Below are 17,623 nucleotides of genomic sequence, written 5' to 3'. Positions count from 1 at the left end.
ACGCCCGCCTCACGCCGCCGAGGCCAGCGGCCGGCTCCGGTCCCCGCGCGCCCGGGCCAGCGCCCCCGAGGTCAGCACCGCACGCGGGACGCCCACCCCGCAGTCCCCGCACACCGGACCGAGCCACGGGTCGTACGGGTCACCCGGCCCGGCCCACTCGATCCGCGGCCCCGCGCACACCGGACACGCCTCGCCCGGCCCCCGTTCGAGGGCGCCGATCAGCCGCCGCAGCACCTCCGGCAGCGGGTCCGAGGGGTGCACCGCCGGGTCGCCGCAGCGGACCACGCCGTTCCCGCCCCAGACGCGCCGGTGCCATGCGTCGAGCGCGCCGAGCCCGCGCAGCCCCTCGTGCTTCTCGCGCCGCCGCCGGGCGGCGAACCGCTCCTCGTACGCGAGCCACACGGCCCGCGCCTCCTCCAGCTCGTCGAGCGCGGCCACCAGCCGCCCCGGGTCGAGCTCCCGGTCCTCGGGACCGAATCTGTGCCTGCGGCACAGATGGTCCCAGGTCGCACGGTGTCCGTACGGCGCGAACCTCTCCAGGCACTTGCGCAGTGAATACCTGCGCAGCGCCGTGTCGCACCCCGGATCGCGCACCTGTCTCGCGAGACTCCGGAAACCGGCCATCACTCGCCACCTCCGCCGCTGGTCCTTCCGCGCTATCAGAGGGACGAACGAGCGCCCCGCCGTGTTCCATCGAAATTCCGATGGCAGCCATCAGCGGGGTGGAAGAGACGCCCGTCACCCTGCGGAACCAGCGCGTCCGGTGGGTTCTAGCGGCCCGTCCGGGCCGCCGAGACCACCACCCGGGCCAGTTCCGGCCGGCAGATGTCGCTGTGCGAGCGGACCACGTCGGCCACGTCCACGCTCACGCACCCCGAGCCCGGCACCCCCTCGCGCAGGACGTCCGCGAGGCCCCGTCGCACGCCCTCCGGCACCGCCCGCACGCCGTCGTGCCCGATCGCGCCCCAGCGCGGGTCGTCCGCGCCGATCAGCCCCGACCCGGTGCCGGTCAGCGACGCGGAGTCGTTCGCGAGCCGGGACGCCAGCGGGTACATGACCCCCAGCGCCGTGTCGTGCCGCGAGTAGCAGGCCACCACCGGCCCCCGCACCCGGTGCTGCAGGTCCCGCAGCGAACCGGACCGGCCGGGGTCGTGCGGCAGCCGCGCCGCGAACGCGTAGTGCGAGAGGGATCCCTGAAGGAGCGTCAGGGAGGCCACCGGCCGGGCCCCGGCGGGCAGCCCCCGCAGCGCGTACGCGACGAGCCGGGCCCCCATGCTGTGGCCCACGAGGTGGACCCGGAGCCCGGGGGCGGCGCGCGCGACCTCGCCGAGCAGCGGTCCGAGCCCCTGCTCGCCGACCCGCCCGGCCCGCTTCTTCATCACGTAGTACGTGGCCTGCCGCAGCACCTCCTTGGCGCCCTTCCAGTACTTCCTCAGGCCCCCGCCGAAGGCCTCCGCCGGGAGCGTGCCGGCGCTCTCCAGGGCCTCGGTGAACAGGGCGCACACCTCCACCGGGTCCGCGACCAGGAACTCCGGAACCGCATCCGGGACGGCCACGCCCTCCAGGCCCACGCCCTCCAGGCCCACGCCCTCCAGGCCCACGCCCTCCAGGCCCACGCCCTCCACGCCCACGTCGATCAGTTCCCGCAGCAGCGCCCCGAACTCGGCGAACGCCGCCTCCTCCGGCGGCGCCGCGGCCAGCAGCTCCGTGAGCCGCCCTATGACCGGCTCCTTCTCCGGAAGGACCGTCACCAGGGCCCGGTAGTCGGGCACCGGCTCGTCCGTGAACATCATCGAGGGCCAGATCACCCCCGCGTACCCCGCCTCCACCCCGGGCGCGAGCAGCCCGGGGAAGGGCTCGAAGAAGTCGGAGCAGAGACGGGTGGCGCCCGACGGGGAGTTGTTCCACCCGTGCGCGAACACCACCAGGTCGCCGACGCCCCGGCGCGCCAGCGCGACGAGCTCCGAGGCCTGGCCCGGCGGCCCGTCGCCGTCCTTGTCGAAGGTGATCTCCCGGTACGGCTCCACACTCATCCCGGTCACGACCAGACCGTCCCTCCACGTCGAGGGGGCCGCAGCGCCGAGTGCGCCCCGTGCGCGGGCGGCGGCTCCTTGGCCAGCATGCCCGCGCACGGGACCGTCCAGACGTCCGAGGGACCGTCAGCGCAGCCGTGCCGCCGAGATCCTCGGGAAGTGGATCAGGAGGTCGTACGCGGTGGAGTACCGCACGGACGCGACGTCGCCCTCCCAGGGGAACGCCGTCCCGATGTGCCGGGTCGGCCGGGGCACGCCCAGCCAGTCGCGCGCCGCCGGAGCCGTACGCCTCAGGTCCAGGTAGAACGGGCCGGACGCGACCCGGTCCAGGGTGTCGGCGCTGCTGCCGGGGCCGAGCGGGGCGACGGTGAAGGCCCGGAGCGGTTCGCCGGGGGCCGTGGTGTCGTGCGCGTTGAAGGAGCCCTGTCCGAAGGAGGCGCCCACCGTCACGTAGTCCCGGCCGAGGGCGTCCCGCAGGAACGCGCCCTGGGTCCGCGGGTACTGGTCCGGCGTCGCCGTCTCGTAGCCGACGTGCCCGTTGTGCGCGGAGAGCACCATCCGGTCGCCGGTCGCCCGCTGCCACCACACGGTGTTCTCGGCCATGATGCGGTCGCGGTAGAGCATCGCCGCGGCGACCCCCTCCGGCGTCGTCAGGTCGTGGGCGTACTCGGTGCCGGACTGGGCGATCGCGCGCGCGTGCTGCACCGCCCACAGGTGCGCCTCCCGCGCTCCCGGGCCCTTGCCGGGGCTCTGCCGCTCCAGGAGGGCGAGGGCGCGGTTCACGTCGCCGGCCATCCGCTGCCGTTCGGGGCGCGGCTTCTCCATGTAGCCCTTCATCCAGGCCTCCACCGAGCCCGTGGGGCGCGAGTCCCGGTACAGCTCCCGGAAACGGGGGAGGAGCGCCGGGTGGACCCGGGCGACGTACGAGGTGACGGCGTCGAAGAGGTTCGGTCCCGCGTAGCCGAGGTCGTTGCCCATGAAGCGGACCTGGTGTCCGGGGTGGAGCTGGTTGTACCTCCGCATCCACCGGAACAGGTCGAGGTACTCCTCGGTGTTCCAGAGGCGGTACGACTCCTGGAATTCGTCCCGCATGATCTCCCGGATGTCGCCCCGGCCGGTGCGGACCCACTCGTCGACGAGGAGCCCGGTGGACCAGGGGGCCTCCAGGGCGAAGGTGGTGAAGCCCCGGGACTCCACGAGGTGTTCGAAGATCCGGTGCTTCGCGGTGAAGAAGTCCGCCGAGCTGTGGGTGGCCTCGCCGATGCCGACGACCTCGGCCGAGCCGATCATCCGGTCCAGCGGGCGCAGATCGGTCAGGGGCCGGGCGGAGCGAGCGAGTTCGCGCGCGGGATCGGGGCCGGCCGGGGCGGTGGCGGCGCCCGCGGCGGGCGCCAGGGAGCCCAGGCAGGCGGCGAGGAGGAGCCCGACGAGCGGCAGACGACGGCGTCGTAAGGAGAGGTTCATGGGGCAAGCGTGGTCGGCGGGACGCCCGGGGGACATCCCGCCCGCACCCGTACCGGACGGGGGGCAACCCCCACCCGGCGAGACCGGTCAGCGGTACAGCAGATACTCCTCGCGCACCGACCGGAACGCCGCCAGGTCCGTCTCCCACGCCCCGACGACCTCGTCCACGCCCGCGCCCGCGTCGATCAGGGTCCGCACCCGGGTCGAGCCGGTCAGCTTGTCGATCCAGTGGTCCGCCCGCCAGGCGAAGCCGGACCACGAGCTCCGGGCCGTGACCAGGAGCCCGATCCCCGTCCGTACCGGGTCGAAGGACGCACGGTCGTGGACGTGCAGCTGCACGCCGCCGACCGTCTTCCCCTGGAACTTGGAGAAGGTCGGGGCGAAGTACGCCTCGCGGAACCGGACCCCGGGCAGGCCGAGGGCGTTCGCCGCCTCCGCCCACCGCCGGTCGATCCCCTCGGCGCCGAGGAGTTCGAAGGGGCGCGTGGTGCCCCGCCCCTCGGAGAGGTTGGTGCCCTCGAAGAGACACGTGCCGGAGTACACGAGCGCGGTGTCCGGCGTCGGCATGTTCGGGCTGGGCGGCACCCACGGCAGCCCGGTCGCGTCGAAGAAGTCCGACCGCCGCCACCCCGTCATCCGTACGGTCTCCAGGGCGACGGGCGCGGCCAGGAACTCGCGGTCGAACAGCCCGGCCAGCTCGGCGACCGTCATGCCGTGCGCCTGCGCGATCGGCTCCCGCCCGACGAAGGTCGCGAACGCCCGGTCCAGGACGGGACCGAGCGCGGCCCGTCCGGTCACCGGGTTCGGCCGGTCCAGGACCACGAACCGCTTCCCTGCGAGGGCGGCGGCCGCCATGCAGTCGTACAGCGTCCAGATGTACGTGTAGAAGCGGGCGCCGACGTCCTGGATGTCGAAGACGACCGTGTCCACCCCGGAGGCGGTGAAGGCGTCCGCCAGCGGCTGCCCGCTCTTCAGATACGTGTCGTAGACGGGCAGCCCGGTCGCCGGGTCGTCGTACCGCCCCTCGGAGCCGCCCGCCTGGGCGGTGCCCCGGAAGCCGTGCTCGGGGCCGAAGACGGCGACCAGGTCCACCCGCTCGTCGGCGTGCATCACGTCCACGATGTGGCGCGCGTCCAGGGTGATGCCGGTCGGGTTGGTGACGACGCCGACCCGTTCGCCCGCGAGGAGGGCGTATCCGTCGGCCGCGAGCCGCTCGAAGCCGGTCCGCACATGGCCGTGACCCCCGGGCGCGGCGGAGGCGGGGGCGGCCGTGGTGGCCGCCGCCGCCCCGAGGGCGCCTCCGGCGGCCAGCAGACTCCGTCGCGACAGGCTCATGCGGGACCTCCTCGGTGTGGCATGGGCACGCACGCTAGCGCTCCTGACGGCCCCGGGGAACGAGGCGTGCGGAACGGGTCTTCCGCCTCTCCATACCGACCGGTTAGTCTGTCCCGGTCTTCGCAGCGTGCCGTCACGGCGCGCCGTCACAGCCGAGAGGTGGGTCCATGGCCGCGGACACGAACGAGCTCCAGGGCGCCGGTGTCGTCGTCACCGGAGCGGGCGGCGGCATCGGCGCCGCCCTCGCCCGCCGCTTCGCCGCCGAGGGGGCCCGGGTCGTCGTCAACGACCTCGACCCCGGGCGCACCAAGGCCGTCGCCGAGGAGATCGGCGCCGTCCCCGTCCCCGGCGACGCCTCCGCCGTCGTCGACGAGGCCCGCGAGGCCCTCGGCGGCACCGTCGACGTCTGGTGCGCCAACGCCGGACTCTCCTCGCCCGGTGACGCCTTCGCCGACGAGGACGTCTGGGCCGCCGCCTGGGACGTCAACGTCATGGCCCACGTGCGCGCGGCCCGCGCCCTCCTCCCGGAGTGGCTGGAGCGCGGCAGCGGCCGCTTCGTCTCCACCGTCTCCGCCGCCGGACTCCTCACCATGATCGGCGCGGCGCCGTACAGCGTCTCCAAGCACGGCGCGTACGCCTTCGCCGAATGGCTCTCCCTCACCTACCGCCACCGCGGCCTCAAGGTCCACGCCATCTGCCCGCAGGGCGTCCGTACGGACATGCTCACGGCCGCCGGATCCGCCGGCGAGCTCGTCCTCGCCCCCACGGCCATCGAGCCCGAGGACGTCGCCGACGCCCTCGTCGACGCCATCGGGGCCGACCGCTTCCTCGTCCTGCCCCACCCCGAGGTCGCCGGCTACTACCGCAATCGCGCCACCGACCCCGAGCGGTGGCTCGGCACGATGAATCACGTCCAGCGGACCTGGGAGACGGGCACCCGTCAGCCGTAGGCCCCGGCGGATGGGAAGATCTACCGGCGGGAACGCGTTCCCGTGACCGAAAACGATCAGTGAGGAAGGTGGCGGAGCATGGCCAGGACGACGGACGGGAGCGGCGCACCCGTCCCCCAGCGACTCCTCGCCGCCGCCACCCGGCTCTTCGCCGAGCGGGGCTACGACCGCACCTCCGTCCAGGAGATCGTCGAGGCCGCCGGGGTCACCAAGGGTGCGCTCTACCACTACTTCGGCTCCAAGGAGGACCTCCTCCAGGAGGTCTACTCCCGGGTCCTGCGCCTCCAGCAGGAGCGGCTCGACGCCTTCGCGGACGCCGACGCGCCCGTCGAGGAGCGGCTGCGCGCCGCCGCCGCCGACGTCGTCGTCACCACCATCGAGAACCTCGACGACGCCGCCATCTTCTTCCGCTCCATGCACCACCTGAGCCCCGAGAAGAACAAGCAGGTGCGGTCCGAGCGCCGCCGCTACCACGAGCGCTTCCGGGCGCTGATCGAAGAGGGCCAGCGGGCCGGGGTGTTCTCCACCGCGACCCCCGCCGACCTCGTCGTCGACTACCACTTCGGCTCCGTGCACCACCTCTCCACCTGGTACCGCCCGGACGGCCCGCTCACCCCCGAGGAGGTCGCCGGCCACCTCGCCGACCTCCTCCTCCGGGCCCTCCGCCCCTGAGACCCCTCCCACCCCCGCGCGGGATGCCGGTATAACTGGCCCCGTGGACGGGGCGGGCGGGGCGCACGGGACGGACGAGCGGGTCGACCTCGACCGCAGGCTCGTCCTCGTCGGCACCGGCGACTACCGGCACGCCCCCGAACTGCCCCTAGCCGCCGAGGAGTTGCGCGCCGCCGTCCGGCTCTTCGGCGGACTCGGCTACCGCGTCGACGAGCGGATCGCCGACACCGGCCTCGGCGCGACCCGCGACCTGCTCCTCGACTGGGCCTACCGGACACGGCCCACCGGCACCGCCGTCGCCGTCTACTGGACCGGCCACGGCCTCGCGGGCCCCGACCGGCGGCACTACCTGCTCTGCTCCGACAGCCACCCCGACCGTCTCGCCGGAACCGCCCTCGCCGCCGAGGACCTCACCCGCTACGTCCTCGAATCGGGCGCCGACCGGGTCCTCCTCGTCATCGACACCTGCTGGGCGGGACAGGGCGGCACCGACGCCGCCGGCGCCGCCGAACGGCTGCGCACCGCCCTCCGGCAGGGCGCCGCCGGCAGCCGACGCCTCACCGACTTCGCGGTGATAGCCGTCGCGCGGGCCGGCGAGACCGCCTCCCCGATGGTCTTCGCCGCCGCCCTCGAGACCGCGCTCGCCCGGCTCTCCGTCTCCCACAAACAGCGCTACCTCTCCGTGGAACAGGTCGTCGACACCGTCAACGACGTCTACCGGACCGCGGGCGTGCGCCAGACCGCCCGCGCCCACGTCGAGACCGAGGGCTACGCCTTCTTCTCCTTCGAGAACACCGGCTACCGCCCCGAGGCCCGGTACGACGAGGGCGACGTCGCCGAACTGGCGGCCCGGCTCGCCCGCACCGGCCCCGAGGGCCTGCGCCGCCGCGCCGACCTGGAGAACCACTTCGCCCCGCGCGGCCAGGGCTTCGAGCACGCGGCACCCGGACGGCACGGCTCGTACTTCGTCGGCCGCACCGCCGAACTCGACCGCGTCGGCCACTGGCTGGCCCACGGCGACCCCGAATGGGGCCGCGGCGTCCTCGTCACCGGCGGCCCCGGCGTCGGCAAGTCCGCCCTCCTCGGCAAGCTCCTGCTCCGCGCCACGGCCCGCACGGCCGACACCCCCGCGCCCACCGCCGTCCACGCCCGGCACCGCTTCCTCGAAGACCTCGTCACCGCGGTCGCCGACGCCGCCGGGAGCAGCGCCACCACCCCCCAGGCCCTCCTCGGCGCCCTCGCCGCCCGCCGCACCCCGCTCCACCTCATCGTCGACGCCCTCGACGAGGCCGGCGAGGCCCACGGCGACGACACCGAGGCCCGGCGGATCACGACGGAACTGCTCCGCCCGCTGCTCCGCGTCCCCTGCGTCCGGCTCCTCGTCGGCACCCGCCCGCACGTCCTGGACGCGTTCGACGGCGAACCGGCCGTCCTCGACCTCGACGCCTTCCGGGACAGCAGCGGCCAGGACGTCGCCGACTACGCCCGCCGCCTGCTCCAGGCACCCGACGGACCCGGCAGCCGTGGCCCCTACGACGACGCCGGTGCCGAGACCGTGGCCCGGGAGATCGCCGCCCGGGCCGCCGGCAGCTTCCTCTCCGCCCGGATCGCCGCCCGCTACCTGGGCCGCGCCGCCAAGCCCGTCGACACCACCGCACCCGACTGGCACGCGCGCGTGCCCGAGGTCGGGGAGACCCCCGGCGTCACCTTCCTCCGCGTCCTGCGCCACCAGCTCGGCCCGGACACGGCACGCGGCCTCGCCCTGCTGTCCGCCCTCGCCCTCGCCGAGGGCCCCGGCCTTCCCCCGGACCACGTCTGGCGCGCGATGGCGACGGCCTGCGCGGCGGAACCGGACACCGCCTTCGCCTGGGACGACATCGCCTGGCTGCTCGGCGCCGTCGGCGAGCACCTCGTCGAGGAACTCGACCCCGACGGGCGCTCCGTCTACCGGCTCTACCACCAGGCGTACGCGGACGCCCTGCGCGCCACGCTCGCCCCGACGACCCGCACCCGCGTCGCCCACGCCCTGGCCGCCCTCGTCCCGGACACCCGACAGGCCCCGGAGGACCTGGACGGGCCGGAGGACTCGCACGGGGAGCACCTGGACGTGCCCGAGGACTCACACGGGGAGCACCTGGAGGTGCCCGAGGACCCGCCCGGGCCGGAGCACCCGCACGGGCCCGACGACCCTCCAGGGCCCGAGGCTCCACACAGACCCGACGACCCTCCCGGCCCCCAGGACCGCCCGCCCCGCCGGGACTGGGCCGCCGCGCCCCCGTACGTACGCCGCCATCTCGCCGAGCACGCCGAGGGTACGGAGCTGCTCGACGCCCTCGCCCTCGACCCCGCGTACCTGCTCACCGCCGGGACCTCCGCCCTCCAGCGGGTCCTGAACCGGGCCACGACCGAGCCCGCCCGGGCCGCCGCCCGCGCCGTCGCCCACTGCGCCGCCCTCCTGCGCAGCAGCACCGACCCCGGCACCCGCGCCGCCCAACTGCGCCTCTCCGCCTTCCAGTCCGGCGCCGTGGAGCTCGCCGCGGCCGTGCGGCACCGGTATCCCGAGCTCCCCTGGGACACCGAGTGGGCCGAACTCGCCCCCGTGCCCTACACCACCCTCGGCACCTTCGACGGCGGCGTGGACGGTGCCGCGGTCGTCGCCGCGCACGGGCGCCCCGCCCTGGTGACCGCCGAGCGCGAGGGGCCCGTACGGGCCTGGGACGCCGAGGGCGGTGAACTCCTCGCCGAACTCCCCGGCGACCTGGGCCGGATCGCCGCCGTCCACGGCTGCCCCACCCGTCCCTGGGCCGCCCTGAGGACCGCCGAACGGATCTGGATCTGGGACGTGGAGAGCCGCGACCTGATCGGCGCCCCGGCCGCGCCGCCCCACACGGTGGACTGCGCGGTCACCGACCTCGCGGGGGAGTGCCTGATCGCCGCGCTCGACCGGCGGGGCACGGTCACCCTGATGACGGCATCGGGCGAACACCTGCCGCTCACCCTGCGGGCGGGCGCGCGCCGGTCGCTCCTGTGGCGCGCCTTCGACGGCGACCGGCTGGCCGTCGCGCACCACGAGGGGCGGCTCCGTGTGGCCGTGACCCGGGTCCACCGGTGGACCGAGAGGTCGCGCAGGGCCCGCCTCACGGTCTGGGAGCTCGGCGGCGCGTCCGCCGGCACCCTGACCGTCGGGCGGACGTCGCACCGCGCCCTGCGCGGCCGTGACGTGGAGGCCCTCGCGCTCCACCGGGACACGGTCGCCGTCGCCACCCATCTCACCCTGGCCGGGCCCCTGGTGGGGACCTGGTCCAGCGTCCGGTCCGACGCCGTCCGCCTCGTCGAGTGGTCGGGGCACCCCCACGGCCCCGCCCTGCTGATCGCCCCGGGCGACGGACCGGCGTCCGGACCGGGTGCCGGCGGTCCCCGGTCCGGGGCCGGGCTGATGTGCCTCTCGGCGACGGAGTACGCCGTGACCGCCCGGGGTGCCGACGGCATCGTCCTCGGCAGAACCCGCACCGACGCGCCCGTGTGCCGCCTCCTCGCGGCCGGCCAGGGGCCCCACGGGCTCCGGCTGGTCTCCCTGGGTGCCGACGCCTGGTCCGCCAAGGGCTGGCACCTCGAACCGCCGGCCGAGGAGGGGGAGGCCGCCGACGATCCCGCGACGACCGTCCGGGCCGGGTACCGCTCCGGCCGGCCCGTCGTCGTCGTGCGGGACGCCGACGGCACGCGTCTCCTGGACGGCGCGAACGGCGCCGTGCTGGACCGCATGGAGGCGCGGGACGACGGCCCGGTCGTCGACGCCCACCCGGGTGCCCCGGTCCTTCTCCGGGACCCGCCGGCCAGGAGGAAGAGGCAGCGGAAGCGGCAGGCGGTCGGGGTGCGGTTCTGGTCGAGCGGGCCGCCCGTCTCCTTCCCCGCCATGCGAGGACTGGCCGGTGCCTTCCCCGTACCGGGCGTCGGGCCCACCCGGTTCGTCGCCTGTTTCACCCACTACGAGAAGGGCGAGCACCACCTCGCCCTGCACACGGCCGACGGCCGCGTGAAGGATGCCGTGAACGTCGGACTGAACGTGGTCCGTGCGGTACGGCTCGTGCCGGACGGCGCCCGGGTCTTCGCCGTCGTCGTCGGGTACCGGTACCGGAGCGACGGGAGCAGCGACGAAGCGCCGCCGCCCGAGCCCTTCCTGGAGGTGCGCTCGGTGCCGGACGACACGGTCCGCTTCACCATGCACCTGAGGACGGTGGAGGTCGTCCACGACCTGGGCCGGTGGCCGCGGGGCCCCGTCCTGGGCTACGTCACGAGCGACGGCGAGCTCGCCGTCCGCACCCGGTTCCCCGCCTCGTTCAAGGTGGACGCGGGGAAGCCGGACATCGTCACGCGCCCCGACCGGGTCCGTGTCACCGCCCTCCGGCTGCAGACCAGGAACGGCCGCCCGACGGTCCTGACCGCCGGTGCCGACGGCGGCCTGACGCTGTTCGCCGCCGACACCACGGAGGTCCTGCACCGGATCCACCTCGGCGGGGAGATCCTGGGCATGGACTGGCTCGACGACGAACGGCTCTGCGTCCACACCGCCACGGGCATCCTCTGCCTGCGCCTGTCCTGAGGCGTCAGAGGTACTTCTTCAGCTCCCGGCGCGCCAGGGACCTCTGGTGCACCTCGTCCGGTCCGTCCGCCAGCTTCAGCGTCCGCGCCGCCGCCCACAGTTCGGCCAGCGGGGTGTCCTGCGAGACTCCGCCCGCCCCGTGCGCCTGCACGGCCTTGTCGATGATGTCGACGACCGCGCGCGGGGTCGCGATCTTGATGGCCTGGATCTCGGTGTGCGCGCCCCGGTTGCCGACGGTGTCCATGAGCCAGGCCGTCTTGAGGACGAGGAGCCGCAGCTGCTCGATGGTGACCCGGGCGTCGGCGATCCAGTTCTGCACGACGCCCTGCTGGGCGAGCGTCTTGCCGAAGGCGGTACGGGAGACGGCGCGCCGGCACATCAGCTCGACCGCCCGCTCCGCCATGCCGATGAGCCGCATGCAGTGGTGGATGCGGCCGGGGCCGAGCCGGGCCTGCGCGATGGCGAAGCCGCCGCCCTCCTCGCCGACGATGTTCGCCGCCGGGACCCGGACCCCGTCGAAGATCACCTCGGCGTGGCCGCCGTGGTAGTGGTCCTCGTACCCGTAGACCCGCATCGCGCGCCGCACCTCCACGCCGGGGGTGTCGCGCGGCACCAGGATCATCGACTGCTGACGGCGGAGGTCCGGCCCGTCGGGGTCGGTCTTGCCCATGACGATGAAGATCCTGCAGTCGGGGTTCATGGCCCCGGAGATGTACCACTTGCGGCCGTCGACGACGTAGTCGTCGCCGTCCCGCCGGATCCGCGTCTCGATGTTGGTCGCGTCGGAGGAGGCGACCTCGGGCTCGGTCATCGCGAAGGCCGAGCGGATCTCGCCGGAGAGGAGCGGCTCCAGCCACTGCTTCTTCTGGGCCTCGTCGCCGAACTGGGCGAGCAGCTCCATGTTCCCGGTGTCCGGGGCGGCGCAGTTGAGCGCGGTCGGGGCGAGCTGCGGGCTGCGGCCGGTGATCTCGGCGAGCGGTGCGTACTGGAGGTTGGTCAGCCCGGCACCGTACTCGGCGTCGGGAAGGAAGAGGTTCCACAGGCCCTGCCGCTTGGCCTCGGCCTTGAGCTCCTCCACGACCGGCGGGGTGTCCCAGGGGGAGGCGAGCAGCGCGCGCTGCTCCTCGGCGACGGTCTCGGCGGGGTGGACGTGCTCGTCCATGAAGGCGAGGAGCTTCTCGCGCAGTTCCTCGGTGCGCGCGTCGTAGGCGAAGTCCATGGTGGGTCAGCCCTCCTGAAGGGTGGTCAGGCCGTGCTCGATGAAGACGGGGACGAGTTCGCCGATGCGGTCGAAGCCGGCGCCGACGGTCTGCCCGAGGGTCCACCGGTAGTGGATGCCCTCCAGGATCACGGCGAGCTTGAACCAGGCGAAGGCCGTGTACCAGGCGAGGGCGGAGGTGTCGCGGCCCGAGCGGGCCGCGTAGCGCTCGACCAGCTCGGCGGCGCTCGGATGCCCGGGGGCCGTGGCGGTGGTGGAGATGGGGGAGTCCGGCAGGTCGAGCGGCGTGCTGTACATGACGAGGAGGCCGAGGTCGGTGAGCGGGTCGCCGAGGGTGGACATCTCCCAGTCGAGGACGGCCCGGATCCGGTCGTCCTCGCCGACCAGGACGTTGTCGAGCCGGTAGTCGCCGTGGATCACGGTCGGCGGGGGAGAGGCGGGCAGCGCGCGCCCGAGGGCCGCGTGGAGCTCCTCGATTCCCGGGAGCTCGCGGCCGCGCGAGGCGTCGAGCTGCTTGCCCCAGCGGCGGAGCTGCCGGTCGAGGAAGCCCTCGGGGCGCCCGAAGTCGCCCAGGCCCACCGCCGCCGGGTCGACGGCGTGCAGGTCGACGAGCGTGTCGACCAGGCCGAGGACGGCGGCACGGGTGCGCTCGGGGCCGAGCGGGGCGAGCTGGCGGGCCGAGCGGTACGGCGTCCCGTCGACGAACTCCATGACGTAGAACGGCGCGCCGAGCACCGAGTCGTCCTCGCAGAGCAGGACCGTCCCGGGCACGGGCACGTCCGTCGCGTGCAGGGCGCTGATGACGCGGTGCTCGCGCCGCATGTCGTGGGCGGTGGCGAGGACGTGGCCGAGCGGGGGCCGGCGGACCACCCAGCGGCCGGTGCCGTCGCTCACGATGTACGTCAGGTTCGACCGGCCGCCCTCGATCAGCCGTGCTTCGAGGGGGCCGGACACCAGTCCGGGCCGCTCGCGGTCGAGGAATCGGCGCAGCTGCTCGGGGTCGAGTCCTGGCGGCGGGGCGGAACTCATGCGTGCGTACCTCCGGATCGGCTTCGGTCGGCGTTCATGATGACCGACCAGTCGGTATGTCGTCCAGGGGGGTGCCGGGAAAGCGTGTCCCGCGCTCTGGTGGTCGGTCGCATGGCTGAATAGAGTTCACATATGGATGCGAAGCTGATCGTCGACGAAGTCCGGCTGACCCCGATCCTCATCTCCGACCCGCCCCTCCTCAACACCCAGGGCGTCCACCAGCCCTTCACGCCCCGACTGGTGGTCGAAGTGATCACCAGGGGAGGGGTGAGCGGACTCGGCGAGACGTACGGCGACGGCGTCTACCTCGGTCTCGCCCGGCCCCTGGCCGAGGCACTTCCGGGCCGGATGGTCACGGATGTGAACGGTCTCTTCGCTCTGGCGGCCGAGACCGCGGGCGCGCCGCGGCAGGACGCGGACGCGGGGGTCGACGCGAGCGGCCTGCGCGGGGTCCGTACCGCCGACAAGCTCCGCCTCTCCGTGGTCTCCGCCTTCGAGACCGCCTGCCTCGACGCCCTCGGCAAGACCCTCGGACTGCCCGTCCACGCCCTCCTCGGCGGCAAGGTCAGGGACGAGGTCGAGTACAGCGCGTACCTCTTCCACAAGTGGGCGGGCACGGACGACTGGGGCGCCGCCCTCGACCCGGCCGGCGTGGTCGCCCAGGCCCGCCGCTTCGACCGGGAGTACGGCTTCCGCTCCTTCAAGCTCAAGGGCGGCGTGTTCGAGCCCGAGCGGGAGATCGCCGCGATCCGGGCGCTCGCCGAGGCCTTCCCCGGCCGCCCGCTCCGCCTCGACCCCAACGGGGCCTGGTCCGTGGAGACCTCGCTCGCCGTCGCCCGTGAACTGAAGGACGTCCTGGAGTACCTGGAGGACCCGGCGAGCGGCACCGCCGCCATGGCCGAGATCGCCGCCCGCACGGACCTCCCGCTCGCCACCAACATGTGCGTGACCACCTTCGAGGAGATCCCGCGCGCCTTCGCCGGGAACGCGGTACGGATCGTCCTCTGCGACCACCACTACTGGGGCGGACTCCACCGCACCCGCGAACTGGCCGCGCTCTGCCGGACGTTCGGTGTCGGGCTCTCCATGCACTCCAACACCCACCTGGGCATCAGCCTCGCCGCCATGACCCAGGTCGCCGCCACCCTGCCCGGCCTCCACCACGCCTGCGACACCCACTACCCGTGGCAGACGGAGGACGTCGTCACCACCCGCCCCGTCTTCCGCGCGGGCCGCCTCGCGGTCTCCGACGCCCCCGGGCTCGGCGTCGACCTGGACCGCGAGGCGCTGGCCGTCCTGCACCGCCGCTGGCTGGAGGACGACGGCACGTACCGCGACCGGGACGACGCGGCCGCGATGCGGGCGGTGGATCCGGACTGGACCCCAAGTCGCTGGTGAAAGATGCCCGTCGAGGGCAGAAGGCAGGCCCGGGCCGGACCGCTGTCCGACCTGGGCCCCGGAGGCGTGCTCCTTCTTCAGGGTGCTACTTCTTGCAGAGCGCCGACGCCAGTACGGCCGCCGCTCCCGCGTTGTAGCCCTTCTCGTAGTTCGGGTCCAGCGCGGCCACACCCTGCTTGGGCGCGTCCTTCTTGCAGTCCGCCTTCGTGTCGGCGACACCCTGCCGGTAGCCCGCCCGGTACTGCTCCTGGGCGTCCTTCTGGTCGGTCTCCTTGGCCGTGCCGCAGGTGGCCTCGGGAACGCCGGGCTGGAGCGCCGTGATCGTGGCGCCCGCGGGGAAGAAGCCGGTGCTGGAGAACTCGCCGTTGGCATTCGTCTTCAGGGACGAGGTGTGGGTGTTGTTGGCTTCGAGGAAGATCGTCTTCCCGGGCTTCCAGCCCTTGCCCGAGACGTCGAACTTGCCCGCCGTCTTGCTGTCCGTCACCGTGCAGGTGGCCGACGGCACTGCCTGCGCCGAGCTCATGGTGAGCGCCACGGACCCCAGCAGCAGCGAGGAGATGGTCAGCGGAGCCAACACGGCCAAGCGGATTTTCCTGGTCACTTTTCTTCCCTCCGGTGGCAGGCTCGCACCCTCGGGCACGGGCCGAGAGGTTGAAGGCACGGAGGGGCGCAGCGATGAACAGGTATCCGCGTCTCTTCGACGCGAGCGGGTGGGGCCGTCCACGGCCCCGTCCTCGTACGGCTGCCCACCCCATCCGTGGCGGCCCTGAGGGACCTCAAGCCCTTCCATCCTCTCGCGGCCCACCTGGCCTGTCGATTCGGGCCCGGCCCGGCCACTATGCGTGACAGGCCACCGGAACCCCGCCGTTCATCGCCGCCATGTCCCCGAACACCGCCACCGGGTCCAGCGGCGCGCCCTCCGGCAGCCCCTCCAGCTCCGCGTACGCACGGTGCAGGTTCGCCACGAGCCGCTCGCTCTCCCGCCACGCCGCGAACTCGCCCGGCTCCGCCCGCCGTGCCGTCTCCAGCGGCGTCTCGCCCTTCGCGTACCCCTCGGAGGCCAGCTCCCCCACCCAGCGCAGGTACCGCTCCGTGGTGTCGTACACCGAGGGGTCGGTCACCCGCCCGTGCCCCGGCACCACCGTCGGCGCGTCGAGGGAGCGCAGCAGGTCGAGCGCGCGCAGCGAACCGGCCAGCGAACCCATCGGCAGGAACGGCGTCCCCCCGTGGAAGACCAGGTCGCCGGTGAACACGACGCCCTGCTCCGGGAGATGGACGATCGAGTCGCCCGTGGTGTGCGCGGCGCCCGGGTGGATCACCCGCACCTCGATCCCGCCGACGTACAGCGTGAGCCGCTCGCTGTACGTCACGGTGGGCGGCAGGATGTCGACCCGCCCGAAGTCGGTCTGCGGCCACAGCAGATGGAGCTGGTGCCCGGCCGCGAGCTGCTCGGACCGGCAGTTCTCGTGTCCCACGATCCGCGCCTCCGGGCTGAACACCCCGTTGCCGTAGGTGTGGTCGCCGTGGTGGTGGGTGGTGACGATGGTCCGCGGCAGCGGCAGGCCCTCGGCGAGCACCGCCTCGCGCAGCAGCCGCGCACGGCGTTCGGTGGCGGCGGTGTCGACGAGCAGCGACTCGTCCGTGTCGCCGATGAACCCGGCGTTGTTCAGGCACCAGCCGCCGTCGGGCTGGACGAAGGCGTGCACGTGCGGAGCGAGCGCGACCACATAGGGATCGGTGGCAGACAAAGGAATTCCCCCGGATGAGAGCCCGACTGGACAGGGGAAGAGTGCCAGGCGCCGCCCGCCGCTGAAAACCCGGAACCGTTCATCCCGCTTCCTCCTCGTCCCACCCCTGCGCCGCCACGAACGCGTCCCCGTACTCCGCCGACCACCGGCCCAGCGCCTCGATCGGCCCGAGCAGCGAACGCCCGAGCGCGGTCAGCGCGTACTCGACCCGGGGCGGCGTCTCCTCGAACGCCCGCCGTTCCACCAGCGCGTACCCCTCGAGGCGCCGCAGCGTCTGCGTCAGCACCTTCGCGCTGATCCCGCCGATCGCCGTCCGCAGCTCGCCGGGCCGGCGCGGCCCCTCCGCGAGCGCGTACAGCACGACCCCGTTCCAGGTGTGGGCGAGCAGGTCGAAGCCGAGCCGCGCCCGGCAGTCCGCGAGAAGCCGGTCGGGAACCATGCGGTAAGTCGCCCCCTGCCTACGGTCGTTCACGACAGCACGCACAACGGTACGTGAGGGAGGACGCCCCATGCGGGTGGGAGTACTGGGCACGGGAGCGATGGCACGGGCGCTCGGCGGAGGATGGGCCCGGGCGGGCCACGAGGTGCTCGTCGGCGGACGGGACGCGGAGCGGACCGCCGCGCTGGCCGCGAGCACGGGGGCCAGGCCGGGCACCCTCGCCGAGGCCGCCCGCTTCGGCGAGGCGAGCCTCCTGGCGCTGCCGTACGACGCGGTCCTGCCGGTCCTCGGGACGGCGGGGACCGCAGGCTCGTTCGACGGGCGGATCCTGATCGACTGCACCAACGCGGTCGGCCCGGGCCCCGTCCTCACCACCGGAGAGGGCCCCGGCGCCGCACGGGCGCTCGCCGCCGCCACCGGCGCCCGGGTGGTCAAGGCCTTCAACCACCTCACGCCCGCGGTGTGGAGCCGTACCCCGCCCGTCTTCGCGGACGGACCGGTCGCCGTCCCCCTCTGCGGGGACGACGAGGAGGCGCTCGCGCTCGTCTCCACCCTCGCCTCCGACCTGGGCTGCGCCCCCTTCGTCGCCGGCCCGCTGGCCCACGCGGACCTCCTGGAGGCGGCCACCGCCTTCCTCATCGGCCTCTGGACCTCGGGCCGCGACCCGCGCGCCATGCTCCCGCCGCCGGCGGCACTCGGCGGCTGACGGGACGGCCGCCGCCCCGGCTTGCGGACG

Annotated in this window: 14 protein-coding genes; 5 read left to right on the top strand and 9 right to left on the bottom strand. The window is 74.1% G+C overall.

Features of this window, described 5'->3' with window-relative positions:
- Positions 1-9: 9 nt before the first annotated feature.
- The 4 genes from IE237_RS30705 to IE237_RS30690 form a co-directional block, all read right to left on the bottom strand.
- Complete coding sequence (locus tag IE237_RS30705; protein ID WP_189805397.1) at positions 10-624, bottom strand: hypothetical protein; 615 nt, start codon at positions 622-624, stop codon at positions 10-12.
- Between the two features lie 146 nt (positions 625-770).
- Complete coding sequence (locus IE237_RS30700; RefSeq protein WP_189805510.1) at positions 771-2,033, bottom strand: alpha/beta fold hydrolase; 1,263 nt, start codon at positions 2,031-2,033, stop codon at positions 771-773.
- Positions 2,034-2,159: 126 nt separating this feature from the next.
- Positions 2,160-3,497: an erythromycin esterase family protein gene (locus IE237_RS30695; protein WP_189805396.1), complete on the bottom strand. Its 1,338-nt coding sequence runs from the start codon at positions 3,495-3,497 to the stop codon at positions 2,160-2,162.
- An 87-nt stretch (positions 3,498-3,584) separates the two neighbouring features.
- Positions 3,585-4,832, bottom strand: a complete 1,248-nt coding sequence (locus tag IE237_RS30690) for an exo-beta-N-acetylmuramidase NamZ family protein (protein ID WP_189805395.1) — start codon at positions 4,830-4,832, stop codon at positions 3,585-3,587.
- A gap of 167 nt (positions 4,833-4,999) precedes the next feature.
- Between IE237_RS30690 and IE237_RS30685 the strand changes: the two genes are divergently transcribed.
- The 3 genes from IE237_RS30685 to IE237_RS30675 all read left to right on the top strand — a co-directional run bounded on the left by IE237_RS30685 (position 5,000) and on the right by IE237_RS30675 (position 11,054).
- Positions 5,000-5,782: an SDR family oxidoreductase gene (locus tag IE237_RS30685; protein ID WP_189805394.1), complete on the top strand. Its 783-nt coding sequence runs from the start codon at positions 5,000-5,002 to the stop codon at positions 5,780-5,782.
- Between the two features lie 78 nt (positions 5,783-5,860).
- Positions 5,861-6,454 (top strand): TetR/AcrR family transcriptional regulator, encoded by a 594-nt coding sequence (locus IE237_RS30680; RefSeq protein WP_189805393.1) that lies wholly within the window; start codon positions 5,861-5,863, stop codon positions 6,452-6,454.
- 43 nt (positions 6,455-6,497) lie between these two features.
- A complete protein-coding gene (locus IE237_RS30675; RefSeq protein ID WP_189805392.1) occupies positions 6,498-11,054 on the top strand; it encodes an ATP-binding protein in 4,557 nt (1,518 codons plus the stop codon).
- Positions 11,055-11,058: 4 nt separating this feature from the next.
- Here IE237_RS30675 and IE237_RS30670 read toward each other — a convergent pair whose 3' ends face one another.
- Together IE237_RS30670 and IE237_RS30665 are read right to left on the bottom strand one after the other, a co-directional pair.
- Complete coding sequence (locus IE237_RS30670; protein WP_189805391.1) at positions 11,059-12,273, bottom strand: acyl-CoA dehydrogenase family protein; 1,215 nt, start codon at positions 12,271-12,273, stop codon at positions 11,059-11,061.
- Positions 12,274-12,279: 6 nt separating this feature from the next.
- Positions 12,280-13,302 (bottom strand): phosphotransferase, encoded by a 1,023-nt coding sequence (locus IE237_RS30665; RefSeq protein ID WP_189805390.1) that lies wholly within the window; start codon positions 13,300-13,302, stop codon positions 12,280-12,282.
- A gap of 132 nt (positions 13,303-13,434) precedes the next feature.
- On the opposite strand from IE237_RS30665, the gene IE237_RS30660 reads away from it, so the two are divergent.
- Complete coding sequence (locus tag IE237_RS30660; protein ID WP_189805389.1) at positions 13,435-14,700, top strand: enolase C-terminal domain-like protein; 1,266 nt, start codon at positions 13,435-13,437, stop codon at positions 14,698-14,700.
- An 85-nt stretch (positions 14,701-14,785) separates the two neighbouring features.
- Here the strand turns inward: IE237_RS30660 and IE237_RS30655 are convergent, their stop codons facing one another.
- From IE237_RS30655 to IE237_RS30645, 3 genes are all read right to left on the bottom strand, one after another.
- The gene (locus tag IE237_RS30655) at positions 14,786-15,283 is read right to left on the bottom strand and encodes an immunoglobulin domain-containing protein (protein ID WP_189805388.1); all 498 of its coding nucleotides are present in this window, start codon (positions 15,281-15,283) and stop codon (positions 14,786-14,788) included.
- Between the two features lie 253 nt (positions 15,284-15,536).
- A complete protein-coding gene (locus IE237_RS30650) occupies positions 15,537-16,448 on the bottom strand; it encodes an MBL fold metallo-hydrolase (RefSeq protein WP_189805387.1) in 912 nt (303 codons plus the stop codon).
- Positions 16,449-16,527: 79 nt separating this feature from the next.
- Positions 16,528-16,887, bottom strand: a complete 360-nt coding sequence (locus tag IE237_RS30645; RefSeq protein ID WP_189805386.1) for a winged helix-turn-helix transcriptional regulator — start codon at positions 16,885-16,887, stop codon at positions 16,528-16,530.
- A gap of 70 nt (positions 16,888-16,957) precedes the next feature.
- Here IE237_RS30645 and IE237_RS30640 point away from each other — a divergent pair, with 70 nt between their 5' ends.
- On the top strand, positions 16,958-17,593 hold the full coding sequence (locus IE237_RS30640) for an NADPH-dependent F420 reductase (protein ID WP_189805385.1): 636 nt from the start codon (positions 16,958-16,960) through the stop codon (positions 17,591-17,593).
- Positions 17,594-17,623 lie beyond the last annotated feature (30 nt).

It is taken from the genome of Streptomyces tanashiensis, assembly GCF_014648895.1.
Classification (GTDB): domain Bacteria; phylum Actinomycetota; class Actinomycetes; order Streptomycetales; family Streptomycetaceae; genus Streptomyces; species Streptomyces tanashiensis.
Note: the sequence above shows the minus strand (reverse complement) of the source record. Positions and strands in the feature narration are given on the sequence as shown.

Coding starts and splice junctions, on each gene's coding strand:
- IE237_RS30660 (WP_189805389.1), top strand. CDS start 13,435: ATGGATGCGAAGCTGATCGTCGACGAAGTCCGGCTGACCCCGATCCTC.
- IE237_RS30695 (WP_189805396.1), bottom strand. CDS start 3,497: ATGAACCTCTCCTTACGACGCCGTCGTCTGCCGCTCGTCGGGCTCCTC.
- IE237_RS30705 (WP_189805397.1), bottom strand. CDS start 624: ATGGCCGGTTTCCGGAGTCTCGCGAGACAGGTGCGCGATCCGGGGTGC.
- IE237_RS30680 (WP_189805393.1), top strand. CDS start 5,861: ATGGCCAGGACGACGGACGGGAGCGGCGCACCCGTCCCCCAGCGACTC.
- IE237_RS30665 (WP_189805390.1), bottom strand. CDS start 13,302: ATGAGTTCCGCCCCGCCGCCAGGACTCGACCCCGAGCAGCTGCGCCGA.
- IE237_RS30645 (WP_189805386.1), bottom strand. CDS start 16,887: ATGGTTCCCGACCGGCTTCTCGCGGACTGCCGGGCGCGGCTCGGCTTC.
- IE237_RS30685 (WP_189805394.1), top strand. CDS start 5,000: ATGGCCGCGGACACGAACGAGCTCCAGGGCGCCGGTGTCGTCGTCACC.
- IE237_RS30690 (WP_189805395.1), bottom strand. CDS start 4,832: ATGAGCCTGTCGCGACGGAGTCTGCTGGCCGCCGGAGGCGCCCTCGGG.
- IE237_RS30700 (WP_189805510.1), bottom strand. CDS start 2,033: ATGAGTGTGGAGCCGTACCGGGAGATCACCTTCGACAAGGACGGCGAC.
- IE237_RS30670 (WP_189805391.1), bottom strand. CDS start 12,273: ATGGACTTCGCCTACGACGCGCGCACCGAGGAACTGCGCGAGAAGCTC.
- IE237_RS30640 (WP_189805385.1), top strand. CDS start 16,958: ATGCGGGTGGGAGTACTGGGCACGGGAGCGATGGCACGGGCGCTCGGC.